The sequence below is a fragment of the Kribbella sp. NPDC002412 genome (assembly GCF_053592935.1).
Window position 1 is genome coordinate 39,166 of sequence record NZ_JBSFBL010000046.1, and the last position, 14,900, is coordinate 54,065.

Consider the following 14,900-nt stretch of genomic DNA (forward strand, 5'->3'; position numbering starts at 1 on the left):
CTGTGCTTCCTAACGTCGAAAGTTGACCAACTGCACAGCGCATCCGAGGGGGAGAGATGTTCCGACGAGCACGCCTGCTTGTGTCCGGAGCACTGGTCACGGCGCTGAGCCTCGGTCTGGGGACGGGGACTGCACCAGCGTCCGACCACGCGCAACGATTCTCGCCGGGGGCGGCGGGCGCCGGCGACCCGTACTTCAGCACCGACGGGAACGGCGGGTACGACGTCAAGCACTACCTGCTGGACCTGAAGTACGTTCCGGCGACCGACCGGCTGATCGGCGTCGCGACGATCCATGCCCGGGCCACCCAGAACCTGTCGCGCTTCAACCTGGACCTGCAGGGCCTCACCGTTCGCTCGGTCACCGTCGACGGCCGGTCGGCCGGCTGGTCCCGGGCCGCCGACGAGCTCACCGTCCGGCCACGGTTCGGCCTGCCCAAGTCGAAGCACTTCACCACGGTGATCCGGTACGACGGCGTGCCACAGACCCTGGCCGACGGCAGCGGGTTCATCCACACCGACGACGGCACGGTCGTGATCGGTCAGCCACACGTGGCCGACACGTGGTACCCGGTCAACGACCACCCGAGTGACAAGGCGTCGTACACCTTCCGGATCGCTGTTCCGGCCGGCCTCGAAGCGATCGCGAACGGCGTGCTGAAGGACAAGCGCACCAGGCACGGCTGGACGACCTGGACGTGGGACGCCAAGGAGCCGATGGCGTCGTACCTGACCACCGCGACGATCGGCCAGTTCGACGTGCGCGCCTACAAGCAGCAGGGCATCCGGTACTGGGACGCCTTCGATCCCGATCTCTTCGACGAGGCCACACCCCGGACCGGACAGCGGTACGCCATCTCGCAGCGGGTGGCCACCAACGAACCGTCGTACAAGCGACTGGCCCGGACGATCAGCGTGCCCGCGGGTGGCGCGGACCTGTCGTTCTGGATCAGCCGGGACACCGAGCCCGGGTGGGACTTCGTCTTCGTCGAGGCCCACACCGCCGGCCAGGACGACTGGACGACGTTGCGCGACCTCAACGGCCACAACAGCCAGGACACCGGTCTGGTCTGTCCCTTCTGGCTCGGTCTGCACCCGTTCCTCACGCACTACCAGACCGCTCAGGGCGACACCTGCGCGCCGACCGGGTCCGGTGGCGGCTCCTGGTGGGCGGCGTCCGGTCGCAGCGACGGGTACGAGCAGTGGAAGGTCGACCTGTCGCCGTACGCGGGCAAGAACGTCGAGGTGTCGATCACCTACGCCAGTGACGATCTGGTCCAGCTTCCGGGCGTGGTCGTGGACGACGTGGTGGTCTCCACCGGTGAGGGTACGACGTCCTTCGAGGCCGACGCGGATCCGATGGACGGCTGGACGGTGCCCGGTCCCCCGGCCGGCAGCACCCCCAACCCGAACGACTGGATCACCGGCACGGCCGCCGACGCGCCGCCGACCACCGGTGAGGTCGTCGACGCCTCGTTCGCCCGCCAGAGCGAGATCCTCGGCTTCCTGTCCGACACCTTCGGGCGCTACCCGTTCTCGGCCTCCGGCGGGATCGTCGACGACCTCGACGGCCTCGGGTTCGCGCTGGAGAACCAGACCCGCCCGATCTACGCGCGGGACTTCTTCACCGACACGGTGAACGGCGAGGGCGTGATCGTGCACGAGCTCGCGCACCAGTGGTTCGGCGACAGCGTCGCACTGGCCCGCTGGCAGCACATCTGGCTGAACGAAGGGTTCGCCACGTACGCCGAGTGGCTGTGGACGGACCGCGAGGGACTCGGCACCGCGCAGGAGACCTTCGACTTCTTCTACGACCTGTTCCCGGCCGACGATCCCTTCTGGACCCTGGCCATCGGCGATCCCGGGCCGGACAACCTGTTCGACTTCGCGGTCTACGCCCGCGGCGCGATGACGCTGCACCAGCTACGGCTGGCCGTCGGGGACGCCGACTTCTTCACCATCCTGCGAACCTGGGCGAAGACCCAGCGCAACGGCAACGTCGTCACCGACCAGTTCATCGCACTGGCCGAGAGGATCTCGGGACAACAGCTGGACAGCCTGTTCCAGACCTGGCTGTTCACCACCACCAAGCCCGTGCTCGACAGCGCCGCGGCGACTCGGCTCGCGACAGCGACCCAACCGCCGGCGGCTGCGAAGAGCCTGCTCGAGAGGATGAAGCGTTAGGGGCGCGTCAGGGTATCCGGACGATCAGGGCCGAGGGGTCGACGGAGGCGCTCAGGGTGCGGCCGTCGGAGATCGTGTCGCCGTCGAGCTGACGTCGTACGGTCTTGGCGGCCGTCACCTGGATCCGCTCGCCGGTGAAGCGCTCGACGTGGCGTTCGCGGAGGCCCTTCACCACCAGGCTGGCGGCGAGCCGTGGCCACTGGCTGACCCGGCGCGGCGCGAGGACGACGGCGTCGATCATCCCGTCGTCCGGCACGGCGTCCGGCAGCAGCGGGATGTTCGCCTGCAGGGTCCCGACGTTGCCGATCACCACGGTCCGCGCCCGGCGCCGTACCGGCGGCTTGTCGTCCACGATGATCTCGACCCGGACGAACGGGTGGTTGAGGTTCTTCAGCGTGGCCACGACGTACGCGGCCCAGCCGACCCGCTTCTTCAGCTGGTCGGGCGCGTCCGCGATGATCGCGGCGTCCAGCCCGAGGCCGGCCATCACCACGAAGCGGTCCGCCAGCAGCTCGTCGCCTTCGACCTCGACGCTGTCGATCCGCTGCTCGTTGCCATCGAGCAGCTCGGCCAGCGCGATCTCGAGGTCCAGTGAGATGCCGAGGTTGCGGGCGAGCAGGTTGCCGGTCCCGGCCGGCAGCACCGCCACCGGGATCCCGCTCCGGGCCAGCTCGGCGCAGACCACGCGCACCGTGCCGTCCCCACCGGCCACGACGACCAGGTCGACCGGCTCGTCGATCGCGCGCTTGGCCATCGTCGACCCGGCGTCGTCCACGGTGGTCTCCAGCCACAGCGAGTCGTCGAACCCGCGCTCGGTGAGCGCCTGGTCGACGGTACGGCGGAACTCGTCGACGTCCGGCACCTTGACCGGGTTGAGGATGACGGCTGCTCGACGCGTGGGACTCACCTGATTTTGTCCGTTCGGGGGGATAACGTGCTCGGAGTGAGCAGCCTTCCACGGAGTACGCCAGAAACCCAGGGACTGTCCGGTGCGGGTCTCGACGCGTTCGTCGCCGCGCTCGACTCGTCCGGCCAGGAGATCCAGACCGTGATGCTGCTGCGGCACGGTCACGTCGTCCTCGCGGAGGAGTGGTCGCCGTACCGGCTGACCGAGCCGCACGCGTTGTTCTCGGTGTCGAAGAGCTTCACCTCGACCGCGATCGGGCTGGCGATCGACGCCGGTCTGCTGTCGCTCGACGACAAGGTGATCTCGTTCTTCGACAGCGACGAGCTGCCGGCGACGATCAGCGACAACCTGGCCGCGATGACGGTCCGGCACCTGCTGACCATGACGACCGGCCACAACCGGGACACCGTCGAGGCGCTCAGCCGGGATGGCCGGATGGTGAAGATCTTCCTCGGCCTCGACGTCGAGCACGAGCCGGGCACGGTGTTCGTCTACAACAGCGGCGCGACGTACATGCTGTCCGCGATCCTGCAGCGGCTGACCGGCGAGAAGCTGGTCGACTACCTGCGGCCGCGGCTGTTCGAGCCGCTCGGCGCTACCGAGGCGACCTGGCAGGAGTCTGCGGAGGGCATCACCACCGGCGGCTGGGGGCTATCCATCAGCACCGAGTCGTTGGCCGCCTTCGGGCAGCTGTTGCTGCAGCACGGCGTCTGGGAGGGCCGGCAGCTGGTCCCGGCCGAGTGGTTCGAGGCCGCGACCTCGAAGCAGGTCGCCAATGACAACGAGGAGAACCCGGACTGGAAGCAGGGGTACGGCTTCCAGTTCTGGCGCGGCCGGCACGGCACCTACCGGGGCGACGGCGCGTTCGGGCAGTTCTGCCTGATCTTCCCGTCGTACGACGCCGCGCTCATCGTCACGGGTGCGACGTTCGACATGCAGGCCGTCCTGGACACGGTCTGGGAGCACCTGCTTCCGGTGCTCGAAGGCAAGGAGGTCACGCCGGTCGCTCGGCCTTCGCGGCTGGCGCTGCTGCCGCCGTCCGGCCCGGCGCCTCGCGGCGGGAGCGGACAGACCTACCGCTTCGCGAAGAACGACGCCGGCCTGACCGCGGTCCGGCTCGATCCGGACGGGACCGGGACGTTCACCTTCAGTGGGTTCGAGCGGACGGCGGACGACACCCACGACATCGTCTGTGCGGCCGGCGAGTGGCGTGAGCAGCGGAGTCCGGCCAGCGGCACCGAGCCCGGGCAGCGGATCGTGACCAGCGCGTACGGCGACGGCGACGCCTTCGTCGCGACCTTGCGCTGGCTCGACACCCCGTTCGTCGCCACCGCGACCTGCCGGGAGACCGGCGACTCGATGACCGTCGACGTCGAGCTGAACGTGTCCTTCGGGCCGACTGCCTTCACTCTCCAGTCGGAGTGACCTTCGTCACAGTCACAGCCCTGCGGGGGCGCGTGTCCTCCGGGTTGACGACGAACGACGGAGGAATCTCATGAAGGTGTTGGTGGCAGGTGCGACCGGCGGACTGGGCCGGTCGCTGGTACCGAAGCTGATCGCGGCCGGGCACGAGGTGACCGGGATGATCCGGTCGGAGTCGGGTGCGGCCGGTCTACGTGCACAGGGCGCAGGCGTCGTACTGGCCGACGGACTCGACGCGGCCGCGGTGATGGCGGCGGTGGACGCGGTCCGGCCGGAGGTCGTCGTACACCAGATGACGGCGCTGAAGGGCGGGATCGACTTCAAGAAGTTCGACCAGAGCTTCGCGCTGACGAACCGGCTGCGCACCGAGGGCACCGACCACCTCCTCGCCGCCTCCCAGGCTGCCGGCGTACGACGGTTCGTCGTCCAGTCGTACGCCGGCTGGAACATGCTCCAGGAAGGATCCGCGACGAAGACCGAGGCGGATCCGCTCGACCCCGACCCGGTGCCGGCCCAGCGGCAGACGATGGCCGGGATCAAGCACCTCGAGTCGGCCGTGACCGGGGCCGAGGGAATCGAGGGCGTCGCACTGCGGTACGCCGCCTTCTACGGGCCGACCGGCGACATCGGCAAGGGTGGCTCGCTCGTCGAGCTGATCCGGAAGCGCAAGCTGCCGCTGGTCGGCAACGGCGCCGGGGTCTGGTCGTTCATCCACTACGACGACGCGGCCGACGCGACGGTGAAGGCGATCGAGAGCGACGTCACCGGCATCTACCAGATCGCCGACGACGACCCGGCCGCGGCTTCTGTCTGGCTGCCTGAGTTCGCGCGGATTCTCGGGGCCAAGCCGCCGCGGCGGATCCCGGTGTGGCTGGCGCGGCTGGCGATCGGTGACACCGGGGTGGCCGCGTTCACGACGATCCGGGGCGTGGACAACACGCTGGCCAAGAAGACCTTCGACTGGGAGCCCGGCTACGCGTCGTGGCGGGAAGGGTTCCGGCAGGGCCTCTAGCCGAGGCGGGTGAAGGTCAGGGTTTCGCCGCGGGCTCCGCCCATCCACAGGTCCTGGCAGGCCGCGGCGAACTCCTCGAGGTTCTCGGTGACGGCGCCGAAGACGTTGCCGGGAACCCAGCCCTGATCACCGTTGATGAGCAGGTTGTTCCGCCCGTAGAACACCGCCAGGTCGACGATCGCCCCGGTCGTCCCGGTGCCGGTGGTGTTCTCGTACCCGTACGCCGGGTTGCCCAGGTCGTCGGAGTCGAACGAGAACCAGCACAGGTCACCGGGGATCGGGGTCACGGTGGTGTTCTCCTTCCCCGGGTCCGCGGGGGCGAACGCGGGCAGCAACGTGTAGATCTCGTTCCGCGCGTACTTGCCGTGGAAGACCGGCGCCGACAGCGGCAACGCGTCCCACACGGCCGCGCAGGTCCGCGGCGCGACGTCGTCGAGCAGCTTGGCCACACAACTCACGCCGCGCTTGTCCAGACTGACGGTGACGAACCTGCTCAACGTGCCTCCAAGGTCGGTGTCCGCGTGTGCCAATCGGTGGCGGCCTGGTACGCCTGACCGACCCGCAGGGTGAGCGCGTCCTGGTGACGAGGCGCGACCACCTGCAGGCCGACGGGCAGCCCGGCTGACGTGAACCCGCAGGGCACACTGAGCGCCGGCTGCTGGGTGAGGTTGAAGGGATAGGTGTACGGCGTCCAGCTCGTCCAGTCCGGTGACGACCAGCCGTCCGGCACGTCCTGCCCGATCGGGAACGCCGTGATGGGCAGCGTCGGCGTGACCAGGACGTCGTACTGCTCGTGGAACCGTCCCATCAGCAGCCCGAGCTCCATCCGGACCGCGGTCGCGTCGAGGAAGTCCGACGCCGAGTACGACGACCCGAGCTCGGCGACCCGGCGCAGCCCGGGATCGACCCGGTCGTCGACCGTGTACGCCGACAGCACCTTGGCCGCACCCGACCACCACAACACGTTGAACGCGTCGACCGGATCGGCGAACCCGGGATCCACCTCGGCCACCTCGGCTCCGGCGTCGGCGAGCACGTCGACGGCGGCCCGGACCAGTGCCTCGACTTCCGGCTGATTGTCGACAAACCCAAGATCGGACGAGAAGGCAATCCTCAGTCCGGCCACGCCGTCGTCGATCCCGGACAGGAATGAGGTACCCGGGGTCGGCATCGCGGACCAGTCGCGCGCGTCGAAGCCGGACACGACGTCGAGCAGCGCGGCGTTGTCCCGGACGGTCCGCGTCATCGGCCCGGCATGCGACAACGTGCCGAACGCACTCGGCGGGAACAGCGGGATCAGCCCGTACGTCGGCTTCAGCGCAACGGTGCCCGTGAACGCGGCCGGGATCCGCACCGAGCCGCCGCCGTCGGTGCCGAGCGACCACGCGCCCATACCGAGCCCGACCGCGGTCGCCGAGCCGCCGCTCGAGCCGCCGGAGGTCTTCGACGGATCCCAGGGGTTGCCGGTCGCGCCGTACTTGTAGGAGTCGGTGACGCCCTTCCACGAGTACTCGGGTGTCGTGGTCTTTCCGAGGATCACTGCGCCGGTCTCGCGGAGGCGGGCCACGGCAGGAGCGTCCTCCTCCCACGGTCCGGCCTCGTCGATCATCGTGCTGCCGCGAAGCGTCGGCCAGCCCTTGGTCCACAACGCGTCCTTGATCGAGGTGGGGACGCCGTCGCCCGGACCCAGCGGCTCGCCTCGGTGCCATCTGACCTCCGACTCCTTGGCGGCGGCCAGCGCGCCCTCGGCGTCAATGAGGACGAACGCGTTCACGTGTTCGTCGTACCGGTCGATGGCGTCGAGAGCGGCTTGGGTGGCCTCCACCGGGGAGATCGTGCCGTTGCGGAAGCCTTCGAGCAGGTCGGTGGCCGGGGTGAAGTTGTCTGGCTGGGTCATCGGGCTCCCGAGGGGATGTAGCCGAGCTTCTTGTCCACCACGTTGAGCAGAGGTTCGCCGGCCAGCCAGCGGTGCAGGTTGGCGGCGAACTGGTCCGCTAGTGTCTCCCGCCAGCCGTGCACGTCACCGGACATGTGCGCGGTGATGGTAGCTCCGGGGGTGTCCCAGAGCGGATGTTCGGGGGGTAGTGGCTCGCGGTCGAAGACGTCGAGCGTCGCGGTGATTCGCCTGTCCTGCAAGGCTTTCAGGAGTGCGGGCTCGTCGACGATCGGGCCGCGTGCGATGTTGATCAGGTGGGCGCCGGGCTTCAGCGCGGCGAGCACGGTCTCGTCGACCAGGCCGCGGGTGGCTGGGGTCAGGGGCGCCGCGAGTACCAGGTAGTCGACGTCCGCAAGCTCGTCGGCCAGGTTGCTGCTGGCAACCACCTCGCCGAAGTCGGGGTCAGCACCGAGCTCCGCGGATCCAGGCCTGGGCGCGGCTCGCGCCGGTTCACCTTCTGCGGCTTTGCGTGCGACCCGGCCGGCGCCGCGCACCTCCACGTCCACGGCTTTGAGCAGCCTGGCGATCTCTCGGCCGATGCCGCCGGTGCCGACGACCAGCGCCTTGGCGCCGCGCACGCTTCGGGTCTCGCGGTGCCGCCACTCGTGCCGGCCTTGCAGCTCGAAACTCGTCCGGCTGTCCTTCGCGTGGGCGATCACTGCGCCGAGCACGTACTCGGCGATCGGCCGATCGAAGACCCCGTGCGCGTTGGTGACGACGACATCGGAGTCGCGTAGCCCGTCGAACAACAGCGTGTCCACGCCGGCCGCGGTCACGTGGATCCACTCCAGCGTGCCCGCGTCGTCCCAGACCTCCCGGACGGCAGTCGAGAAGTAGTCCCACAGCAGCAGAGCCTTCGCCCCTCGGACTGCCTCCCGCAGCCCCGCCGCGTCGCAATACCTGAACTCGACGCCTTTCAGCTCCGCCAGGCCGGGTGGGCGGTCGGTGGCCTGCTCGCAGAGCACCGTGACGACAGGACGCTCAGTGGGGGCAGGCACCCATCGAGGCTAGGAACCGAACCGTAGGATTGTCAACAATCTCTTGCTGTCGCGGCCGACCCGGCCGCACACTGACTCTCATGACGCTCCGCCCCTCCACCCACCCGCTGCCGGCGTCGACGCCTCCGCTGCTGCAGACGGGGATCGGCGTCGTCGCGCCGTACGACTTCGCGCTGGATCGCGAGCTGTGGCGATGGGTCCCGGACGACGTCACGCTGCACCTCACGCGGACGCCGTACGCGCCGCTCGCCGCGACCCTCGAGATGGCCGTGCACATCTCGGATCCGGAGTTGATTGCGCGGGCTGCGGCCGACGTCCTGCCGGTGGCGCCGTTGGCTGTTGCGTACGCCTGCACCTCGGGGAGCTTCGTCGGTGGACTCACTGGCGAGGCCGCGCTCGTCGACGCGATGGTCGCGGCCGGTGCGCCGGCTGCCGTCACGACGAGCGGCGCGCTGCTGCTGGCCTTGCGTCACCTCGGCATCAGCCGGGTCGCGACGGTCACGCCGTACACGGACGATCTCACCGCCCTGCTGACCGCCTTCCTCGCCGAAGCCGGCGTCGAGGTGGTCGCGACCGCCGGGCTCGGCCTGATCGCCCAGATCTGGACCGTCCCCTACGAGGTCATCGTCGAACTGGTCCGTAGCATCGACACGAGTTCCGCCGAGGCGATCTTCATCAGCTGCACCAACCTGCCCACGTACGACGTCATCCCCGGCCTGGAAGCCCTGCTGGGCAAACCAGTCCTCACCGCGAACCAGGTCACCATGTGGTCCGCCCTCTCCCTGACCGGCCACACCCCCATCGGCCCCGGTCAATCCCTCCTCACCTGACCACCAAGAACCACCCCCCACCCACACTCAGCCGCGACGGCAACCGGTCAGTCTGGGTCTTCTTCTTCCCCGGCAGCTGCGGTTAAGCTCCGGCGTATTGTTGACAATCTGCAATCGACAGGGGTGAGGGTGTGCCGGCCCTGCTGGAGCAGGCGGTTGAGCCGGGTGAGTACGCCGGCAGGCTGCGGCGGGTTCGGGCCGCGATGGGCGAGCGCGGGCTCGGTGCGCTGGTGGTCAGCGATCCGGCGAACCTCTTCTACCTGACCGGGTACGACGCCTGGTCGTTCTACACCCCGCAATGCCTGCTCGTCCCGGCCGACGGCGAGCCGCACCTGTTCGCGCGCGCGATGGACGCGGCGGGAGCGGCGTACACGTGCAACCTTCGTGCGGACCAGATCCACGGCTACCCGGAGGACCTGGTCCACCGCCCCGACGTCCATCCCTACGACTGGATCGCGGTCGGCGTCCGCGACCTCATCGAGCCCGGTGCCGACGTCGGCATCGAGGGCGACGCGCACTACTTCTCCGCCCGCGCGTACCTTGCCCTCGGCAACGGTCTGCCCGGGCACCGGCTGGTCGACTCGGCCGAGCTGGTGAACTGGATCCGCCTGATCAAGTCACCACACGAGCTGCGCCAGCTCCGGATCGCAGGCTCGATCGCCGCGCGGGCGATGCGGATCGCCCTCGACCAGCTCCGCGCCGGCCGCCGGCAGTGCGACCTTGTCGCCGAGATCATGGCCGCCCAGGCGCTCGGCACCCCGGAACACGGCGGCGACTACCCGGCGATCGTCCCGATGCTGCCCACCGGCGAAGCAGCCGGTACGCCGCATCTCACCTGGACCGACCGCCCGTTCCGCGCCGGCGAGGCGACCACGATCGAACTCGCCGGCGTGTTCGGCCGGTACCACGCTCCGCTCGCCCGCACGGTGATGCTCGGCGACCCGCCCCGGCGGTTGCGCGAGACTGCCAAGGTCGTCGCCGAAGGTATGCAAGCCACGTTGTCGACAATCCGACCAGGTGTGACCGGCAGCGTCGTACACGCCGCTTTCAACGACGTGATCGCGGCGCACGGGCTGGTGAAGGACTCGCGGATCGGGTACTCGATCGGCATCGGCTACCCGCCCGACTGGGGTGAGCGCACGGTGAGCCTGCGGCCCGGCGAAGCCACGGTGCTCGAAGCCGGGATGGCGTTCCACGTGATCCTCGGCATGTGGATGGACGGCTGGGGTTACGAGCTGTCCGAGCCGATCATGGTCACCGGCGAGGGCGTCGAGCGACTGACCGACCTGTCCCACGAACTGACGATCCGGAGGTAGCCCAGGTGACGCAGGAAGCCCGTGGCAGTGCAGCGAAGACTCTTCCGTACGCCGAGCGCGTCAGCGGACTCGTCGGCTCGGTGATCGACTCGAGTACGTCGCTGCTGCACAAGCAGACCCACGACATCGTCCGGTTCGCCATGGGCTCCCCCGCCGCCGAGGCCGTCCCGTCGGCAATCCTCGCCGGCATCGCCGCCGACGAACTCAGCCGCGCCGACGCGTACGACTACGCCGCCACCGAAGGCGACCCGCCCCTGCACGCGGCACTCCTGGAAACGCTCCGCGGCACCAGCGACGAGACCACCGCCGACCGCCTCGCGATCACGGCCGGCGGGATGCAGGGCCTCGACCTGTTCTGCAAGCTCTTCGTCGACCCCGGCGACCTGGTCGTCGTCGAGTCACCGACGTACACGAACGGCAGCGCGACCGCGCTCTCGTACGGCGCCCAACTGCTGGAGATCCCGGTCGACGACGACGGCATGATGGTCGACGACCTCGAACGGCTCCTGGCCGGGCGCCGGCCGAAGGCGATCTACACCATCCCGACGTTCCAGAACCCGTCCGGCGCGACGCTCTCCCTCGAGCGACGGCACCGGCTGCTCGAGCTGGCCCGGTCGTGGGGCTCGATGGTGATCGACGACGACCCCTACGGGCTGCTCCGGTTCGCCGGAGATCCGTTGCCGACAATCCGCGAGCTCGCTGCCGGCGATCCGCTGGTGTTCGCCGTACGCACGTTCTCGAAGATCGTCGCGCCCGGACTCCGGGTGGGGTGGGTGGACACCGACCCCGAGCTCCAGCCGCTGCTGATCAACGCGAAGCAGGCGATGGACACCTGCACGAACCTGCCGGCGCAGCGGCTGCTCGCCGGATTCCTGCAGGGCGGGCATCTCGAAGACCACCTGGTCACGCAGCGCGGGCAGTACAAGCGGCGCAAGGAAGCGATGCACGCGGCGCTGCAGGAACACTTCGGTGACATCGCCCGCTGGACCGACCCCGAGGGCGGCTTCTTCCTCTGGGTGACGCTGGAGAACGGCGTCGACACCGCGCAGCTGTTCGAGATCGCGCTCGCCGAAGGCGTCGCGTTCATCCCCGGCCCGGCCTTCTCCCCCACCGGCCGCTTCACCGACGCCCTCCGGCTCTGCTTCGCCTCCACCCCGCCCGACCGCATCCACGAGGGCGTCGCCCGGCTGCGCCGCGCCGCGGACAAGCTGTTGCCCTAAGCAACTTCCAACCTCACGGCAGACTCTCAGCAAGCCCGCGGGCCTGAGAGGATTCGTTTACGCAGGTGTTACACACCGCGCGCTCCGCTGAAACCGGCGCGCCCTGAACTGAAAAAGACCCGCCGACGTTGGCGGGGCGCCCCTAGGGTTCCGCTGCCGACACCGGCAGGACTGGTCCGAGAGGGGAGGCGGCGCTGTTCGCGACGGCGCCGTTCCACGGCGGGACAAAAGCCCGGGAGGCCTTGAAGGCCCCGGGTTGCCGTGTGCATTCCGGGCCGATCCGACGGAGGCCGGAATGTCAGCCACCCCTGAAACACTGACCTCGCCGAGCGCGGAGGACCTGGGCCGCTTCGGCTACACCCAGCAGCTCTCGCGCCGGGTCGGCAGCTACGCGTCGTTCGCTGCCGGCTTCTCATTCGTGTCCATCCTGACCACCGTGTTCCAGCTGTTCGGGCTGGGTTTCGGCTTCGGCGGTACGGCGTTCTTCTGGACCTGGCCCGCGGTCCTGGCCGGCCAGCTCATGGTCGCGCTGTGCTTCGCCGAACTGGCCGCGCGCTACCCGCTGTCCGGCGCGATCTACCAGTGGGCGCGACGTCTCGGCGGCGCGATCGTCGGCTGGATCGCCGGCTGGACGATGGTGATCGCGCAGATCATCACGCTGGCCGCGGCCGCGATCGCGCTGCAGGTCGTGCTGCCCGCGGTCTGGTCCGGCTTCCAGCTGATCGGGACCGACTCCACGCTCGCGTCGCGCGACGGCGCCGCGAATGCCGTCGTACTCGGGTGTCTGCTGCTCGCGGCGACCACGCTGCTCAACGCGACGAGCGTGCGGATCACCGCGATCGTGAACTCGGCCGGCGTGACCTGTGAGCTCGTCGGTGTCGTGTTGATTGTCGTGTTGTTGACAATGCAGGCCGAGCGCGGGCCGTCCGTCGTACTGCACACCACGGGCCTCGACAGCAGCACCGGGTACGTCGTACCGCTGCTGATCTCGGCGTTGATGGCGGCGTACGTGCTGGTCGGGTTCGACAGCGCGGGTGAGCTGTCGGAGGAGACGCACAAGCCGCGGGCGACCACGCCGCGGACGATCATCCGGGCGGTCGTCGCGTCCGGGATCGGCGGCGCGTTCCTGATCGTCGCGGCGTTGATGGCCGCGCCGTCGCTGACCGACGGCAACCTCGCGACCCAAGGCCTCCCGTACGTGCTGACCAGCCAGCTCGGCACGACGCCGGGGAAGCTGCTGCTGCTCGACGTCGCGGTCGCGGTGTGCGTGTGCACGTTGGCGATCCAGACCGCGGCGGCTCGGATGATCTTCTCGATGGCGCGCGACAACGTGCTGCCCGCGTCGGGGCTGCTGCGTCAGGTGTCCCGTCGTACCGGCACGCCGGTCGCGGCGACGATCGTGCCCGGGGTGCTGGCTGCTGTGTGCCTGCTGGTGAACGTGGGGAACGCCGGTCTGTTCCTCGGCCTGGCGAGCGTCTGCATCATGCTGCTGTACGTCGCCTATCTCATGGTCACCGCACCTTTGCTGGTACGGCGCTTGACCGGCAACGGGCTCGCGTCCGGCGTCGACGAGAACGGGAAGCCGCTCTTCTCGCTCGGCCGCTTCGGTCTGATTGTCAACATCGTCGCGGTCGCCTACGGCCTCGCGATGGCGATCAACCTGGGCTGGCCGCGCGCCGACGTGTACGACCCGGCGGGCGAGGGCTGGTACCTGCACTACCTCCCCCTGATCGTCCTCACGATCGTCGCCATCGGAGGTCTGATCGCCTACCGCACCCAACGCACGGCGTACCACGCGTCGATCGGCATCCACGTGCCAGCTACTACTGCGGTTGCAGAGGTAGAAGGAGCCGGCGCATGAACCGCGAGATACCTGGTGGTGCTGTATGGTCGGTTCCGGTCCGTGCCGGGCGCAGCCTCAGGCTGACCGCTCTTGCCGACGGCGCGAATGCGTCCGTGTTCGTCGTCGGTGCCGATCGCCTCGACCGGCTGAACATCCCGGACACGCTGAAATCGCAGATGTCCGCTCGGATTCGTCCCGGCATGGTGCTGATGTCCGACCGCGGGCTCGCCCTGGCGACCGTGCTCGACTCCAGCCTGGACTGGCACGACTGCCTGACCGGCCTCCTTCCCGACCGACTGCTCCTGATCGAACTCGCGAAGCACGGCCTCGGCCCAGCAGACCTGCATGCCTGCATCAACTTCTTCTCCAAGGTCGCCATCGCCGACGACCCCCGCGCAACGTTGACCTTCGTCCCCGACCACGCGCGCGCCGGAGACACCGTCGTCCTCCGAGCCGACCAGGACCTCCTGGTGTTCATCTCGACCGCACCCCACCCGTTGTCCGACGGACCGTCGGGCGCGATCGCCGTACAGCTCGACACCGCAGACCCAACAGACCCGCCGTTGCGGGACGAAGCGGTGCGCGCGCTCGGGCTGACCCGGGAGCTGATCGCATGACCGTCCTCGACACGACCACCGGACTCGACACCGTCGTCCAGCCTGGCGACGGCGCGCTCGTCACCGTCCCGGCCGACGGACGGCTGCGGATTGTCGACCTGCACGGCAACCAAGCCGTCGACACCCTGTTCTACGATGCGCACGACATCGACAACCGCTACTCGGCCTTCGATACGATCCGCGACCAGCGCGCCGTCTACCTGACCACCGGATCCCGCCTCTTGTCGACCAGGCTGGACGAGCTCGCGGTGATCACCGACGACACCTGCGGCCGGCACGACACCGTCGGCGGCGCGTGCTCGCAGGAAAGCAACGTCATCCGGTACGGCGAACACACCCGGCACCAGCACGCCTGCCGCCAGACCTTCCTGTACTACGGCCTGAAGGCCGGCATCGGGCAGCGACAACTCACGCACAACGTGAACTTCTTCATGAACGTGCCGGTCACCTCGGCCGGCGACCTGAAGTTCGACGACGGTCTGTCCGCCCCGGGCAGGTACGTCGAGATCACCGCGAGCCGGGACGTCCTGGTGCTGATCAGCAATTGTCCGCAGGTCAACAATCCCTGTAACGGCTGGAACCCGACACCCGTGCAACTGCTGGGTTGGTGGTGACG

General features: G+C 69.2%; 13 protein-coding genes and 1 riboswitch. Of the genes, 9 read left to right on the forward strand and 4 right to left on the reverse strand.

Annotation, left to right across the window (positions count from 1 at the left end):
- The first annotated feature begins 56 nt into the window (after positions 1-56).
- Positions 57-2,183 carry a M1 family aminopeptidase gene (locus tag ACWCOV_RS30770; protein WP_449832828.1) on the forward strand — a complete coding sequence of 709 codons (2,127 nt, stop codon included), beginning with the start codon at positions 57-59 and terminating at the stop codon, positions 2,181-2,183.
- A gap of 7 nt (positions 2,184-2,190) precedes the next feature.
- On the opposite strand, the gene ACWCOV_RS30775 is transcribed toward ACWCOV_RS30770, so the two are convergent.
- Entirely contained in the window at positions 2,191-3,090 is a 900-nt protein-coding gene (locus tag ACWCOV_RS30775; RefSeq protein WP_449832829.1) for a diacylglycerol/lipid kinase family protein, read from the reverse strand.
- 36 nt (positions 3,091-3,126) lie between these two features.
- On the opposite strand from ACWCOV_RS30775, the gene ACWCOV_RS30780 reads away from it, so the two are divergent.
- Together ACWCOV_RS30780 and ACWCOV_RS30785 are read left to right on the forward strand one after the other, a co-directional pair.
- Positions 3,127-4,515, forward strand: a complete 1,389-nt coding sequence (locus ACWCOV_RS30780; protein WP_449832830.1) for a serine hydrolase domain-containing protein — start codon at positions 3,127-3,129, stop codon at positions 4,513-4,515.
- Positions 4,516-4,585: 70 nt separating this feature from the next.
- Positions 4,586-5,524 (forward strand): NAD-dependent epimerase/dehydratase family protein, encoded by a 939-nt coding sequence (locus tag ACWCOV_RS30785; protein WP_449832831.1) that lies wholly within the window; start codon positions 4,586-4,588, stop codon positions 5,522-5,524.
- Here ACWCOV_RS30785 and ACWCOV_RS30790 read toward each other — a convergent pair.
- Genes ACWCOV_RS30790 through ACWCOV_RS30800 form a run of 3 tightly spaced genes read right to left on the reverse strand, consistent with a single transcriptional unit; the run spans position 5,521 to position 8,458 of the window.
- Entirely contained in the window at positions 5,521-6,021 is a 501-nt protein-coding gene (locus tag ACWCOV_RS30790) for a DUF3830 family protein (protein ID WP_449832832.1), read from the reverse strand. The two genes, ACWCOV_RS30785 and ACWCOV_RS30790, sit on opposite strands and share 4 nt — an antisense overlap.
- Positions 6,018-7,421, reverse strand: a complete 1,404-nt coding sequence (locus tag ACWCOV_RS30795) for an amidase (RefSeq protein WP_449832833.1) — start codon at positions 7,419-7,421, stop codon at positions 6,018-6,020. Before ACWCOV_RS30795 ends, ACWCOV_RS30790 begins: the two co-directional genes overlap by 4 nt.
- Positions 7,418-8,458, reverse strand: a complete 1,041-nt coding sequence (locus ACWCOV_RS30800) for a D-2-hydroxyacid dehydrogenase (protein WP_449832834.1) — start codon at positions 8,456-8,458, stop codon at positions 7,418-7,420. Before ACWCOV_RS30800 ends, ACWCOV_RS30795 begins: the two co-directional genes overlap by 4 nt.
- Before the next feature lie 80 nt (positions 8,459-8,538).
- On the opposite strand from ACWCOV_RS30800, the gene ACWCOV_RS30805 reads away from it, so the two are divergent.
- The 6 genes from ACWCOV_RS30805 to ACWCOV_RS30830 all read left to right on the forward strand — a co-directional run bounded on the left by ACWCOV_RS30805 (position 8,539) and on the right by ACWCOV_RS30830 (position 14,898).
- Positions 8,539-9,288: a maleate cis-trans isomerase family protein gene (locus ACWCOV_RS30805; protein WP_449832835.1), complete on the forward strand. Its 750-nt coding sequence runs from the start codon at positions 8,539-8,541 to the stop codon at positions 9,286-9,288.
- A 131-nt stretch (positions 9,289-9,419) separates the two neighbouring features.
- Positions 9,420-10,604 (forward strand): M24 family metallopeptidase, encoded by a 1,185-nt coding sequence (locus ACWCOV_RS30810; RefSeq protein WP_449832836.1) that lies wholly within the window; start codon positions 9,420-9,422, stop codon positions 10,602-10,604.
- Positions 10,605-10,609: 5 nt separating this feature from the next.
- The gene (locus ACWCOV_RS30815) at positions 10,610-11,824 is read left to right on the forward strand and encodes an aminotransferase-like domain-containing protein (RefSeq protein WP_449832837.1); all 1,215 of its coding nucleotides are present in this window, start codon (positions 10,610-10,612) and stop codon (positions 11,822-11,824) included.
- Between the two features lie 131 nt (positions 11,825-11,955).
- Positions 11,956-12,065, forward strand: a riboswitch (guanidine-I (ykkC/yxkD leader).
- A 54-nt stretch (positions 12,066-12,119) separates the two neighbouring features.
- Positions 12,120-13,685 carry an amino acid permease gene (locus tag ACWCOV_RS30820; protein WP_449832838.1) on the forward strand — a complete coding sequence of 522 codons (1,566 nt, stop codon included), beginning with the start codon at positions 12,120-12,122 and terminating at the stop codon, positions 13,683-13,685.
- The gene (locus ACWCOV_RS30825; RefSeq protein ID WP_449832839.1) at positions 13,682-14,284 is read left to right on the forward strand and encodes a DUF1989 domain-containing protein; all 603 of its coding nucleotides are present in this window, start codon (positions 13,682-13,684) and stop codon (positions 14,282-14,284) included. Before ACWCOV_RS30820 ends, ACWCOV_RS30825 begins: the two co-directional genes overlap by 4 nt.
- A complete protein-coding gene (locus tag ACWCOV_RS30830) occupies positions 14,281-14,898 on the forward strand; it encodes an urea amidolyase associated protein UAAP2 (protein WP_449832840.1) in 618 nt (205 codons plus the stop codon). Before ACWCOV_RS30825 ends, ACWCOV_RS30830 begins: the two co-directional genes overlap by 4 nt.
- Positions 14,899-14,900 lie beyond the last annotated feature (2 nt).

Excerpts from the sequence above, each read along its gene's own strand:
- ACWCOV_RS30785 (WP_449832831.1), top strand. The coding sequence starts at position 4,586 with ATGAAGGTGTTGGTGGCAGGTGCGACCGGCGGACTGGGCCGGTCGCTG.
- ACWCOV_RS30830 (WP_449832840.1), top strand. The coding sequence starts at position 14,281 with ATGACCGTCCTCGACACGACCACCGGACTCGACACCGTCGTCCAGCCT.
- ACWCOV_RS30770 (WP_449832828.1), top strand. The coding sequence starts at position 57 with ATGTTCCGACGAGCACGCCTGCTTGTGTCCGGAGCACTGGTCACGGCG.
- ACWCOV_RS30795 (WP_449832833.1), bottom strand. The coding sequence starts at position 7,421 with ATGACCCAGCCAGACAACTTCACCCCGGCCACCGACCTGCTCGAAGGC.
- ACWCOV_RS30805 (WP_449832835.1), top strand. The coding sequence starts at position 8,539 with ATGACGCTCCGCCCCTCCACCCACCCGCTGCCGGCGTCGACGCCTCCG.
- ACWCOV_RS30825 (WP_449832839.1), top strand. The coding sequence starts at position 13,682 with ATGAACCGCGAGATACCTGGTGGTGCTGTATGGTCGGTTCCGGTCCGT.
- ACWCOV_RS30820 (WP_449832838.1), top strand. The coding sequence starts at position 12,120 with ATGTCAGCCACCCCTGAAACACTGACCTCGCCGAGCGCGGAGGACCTG.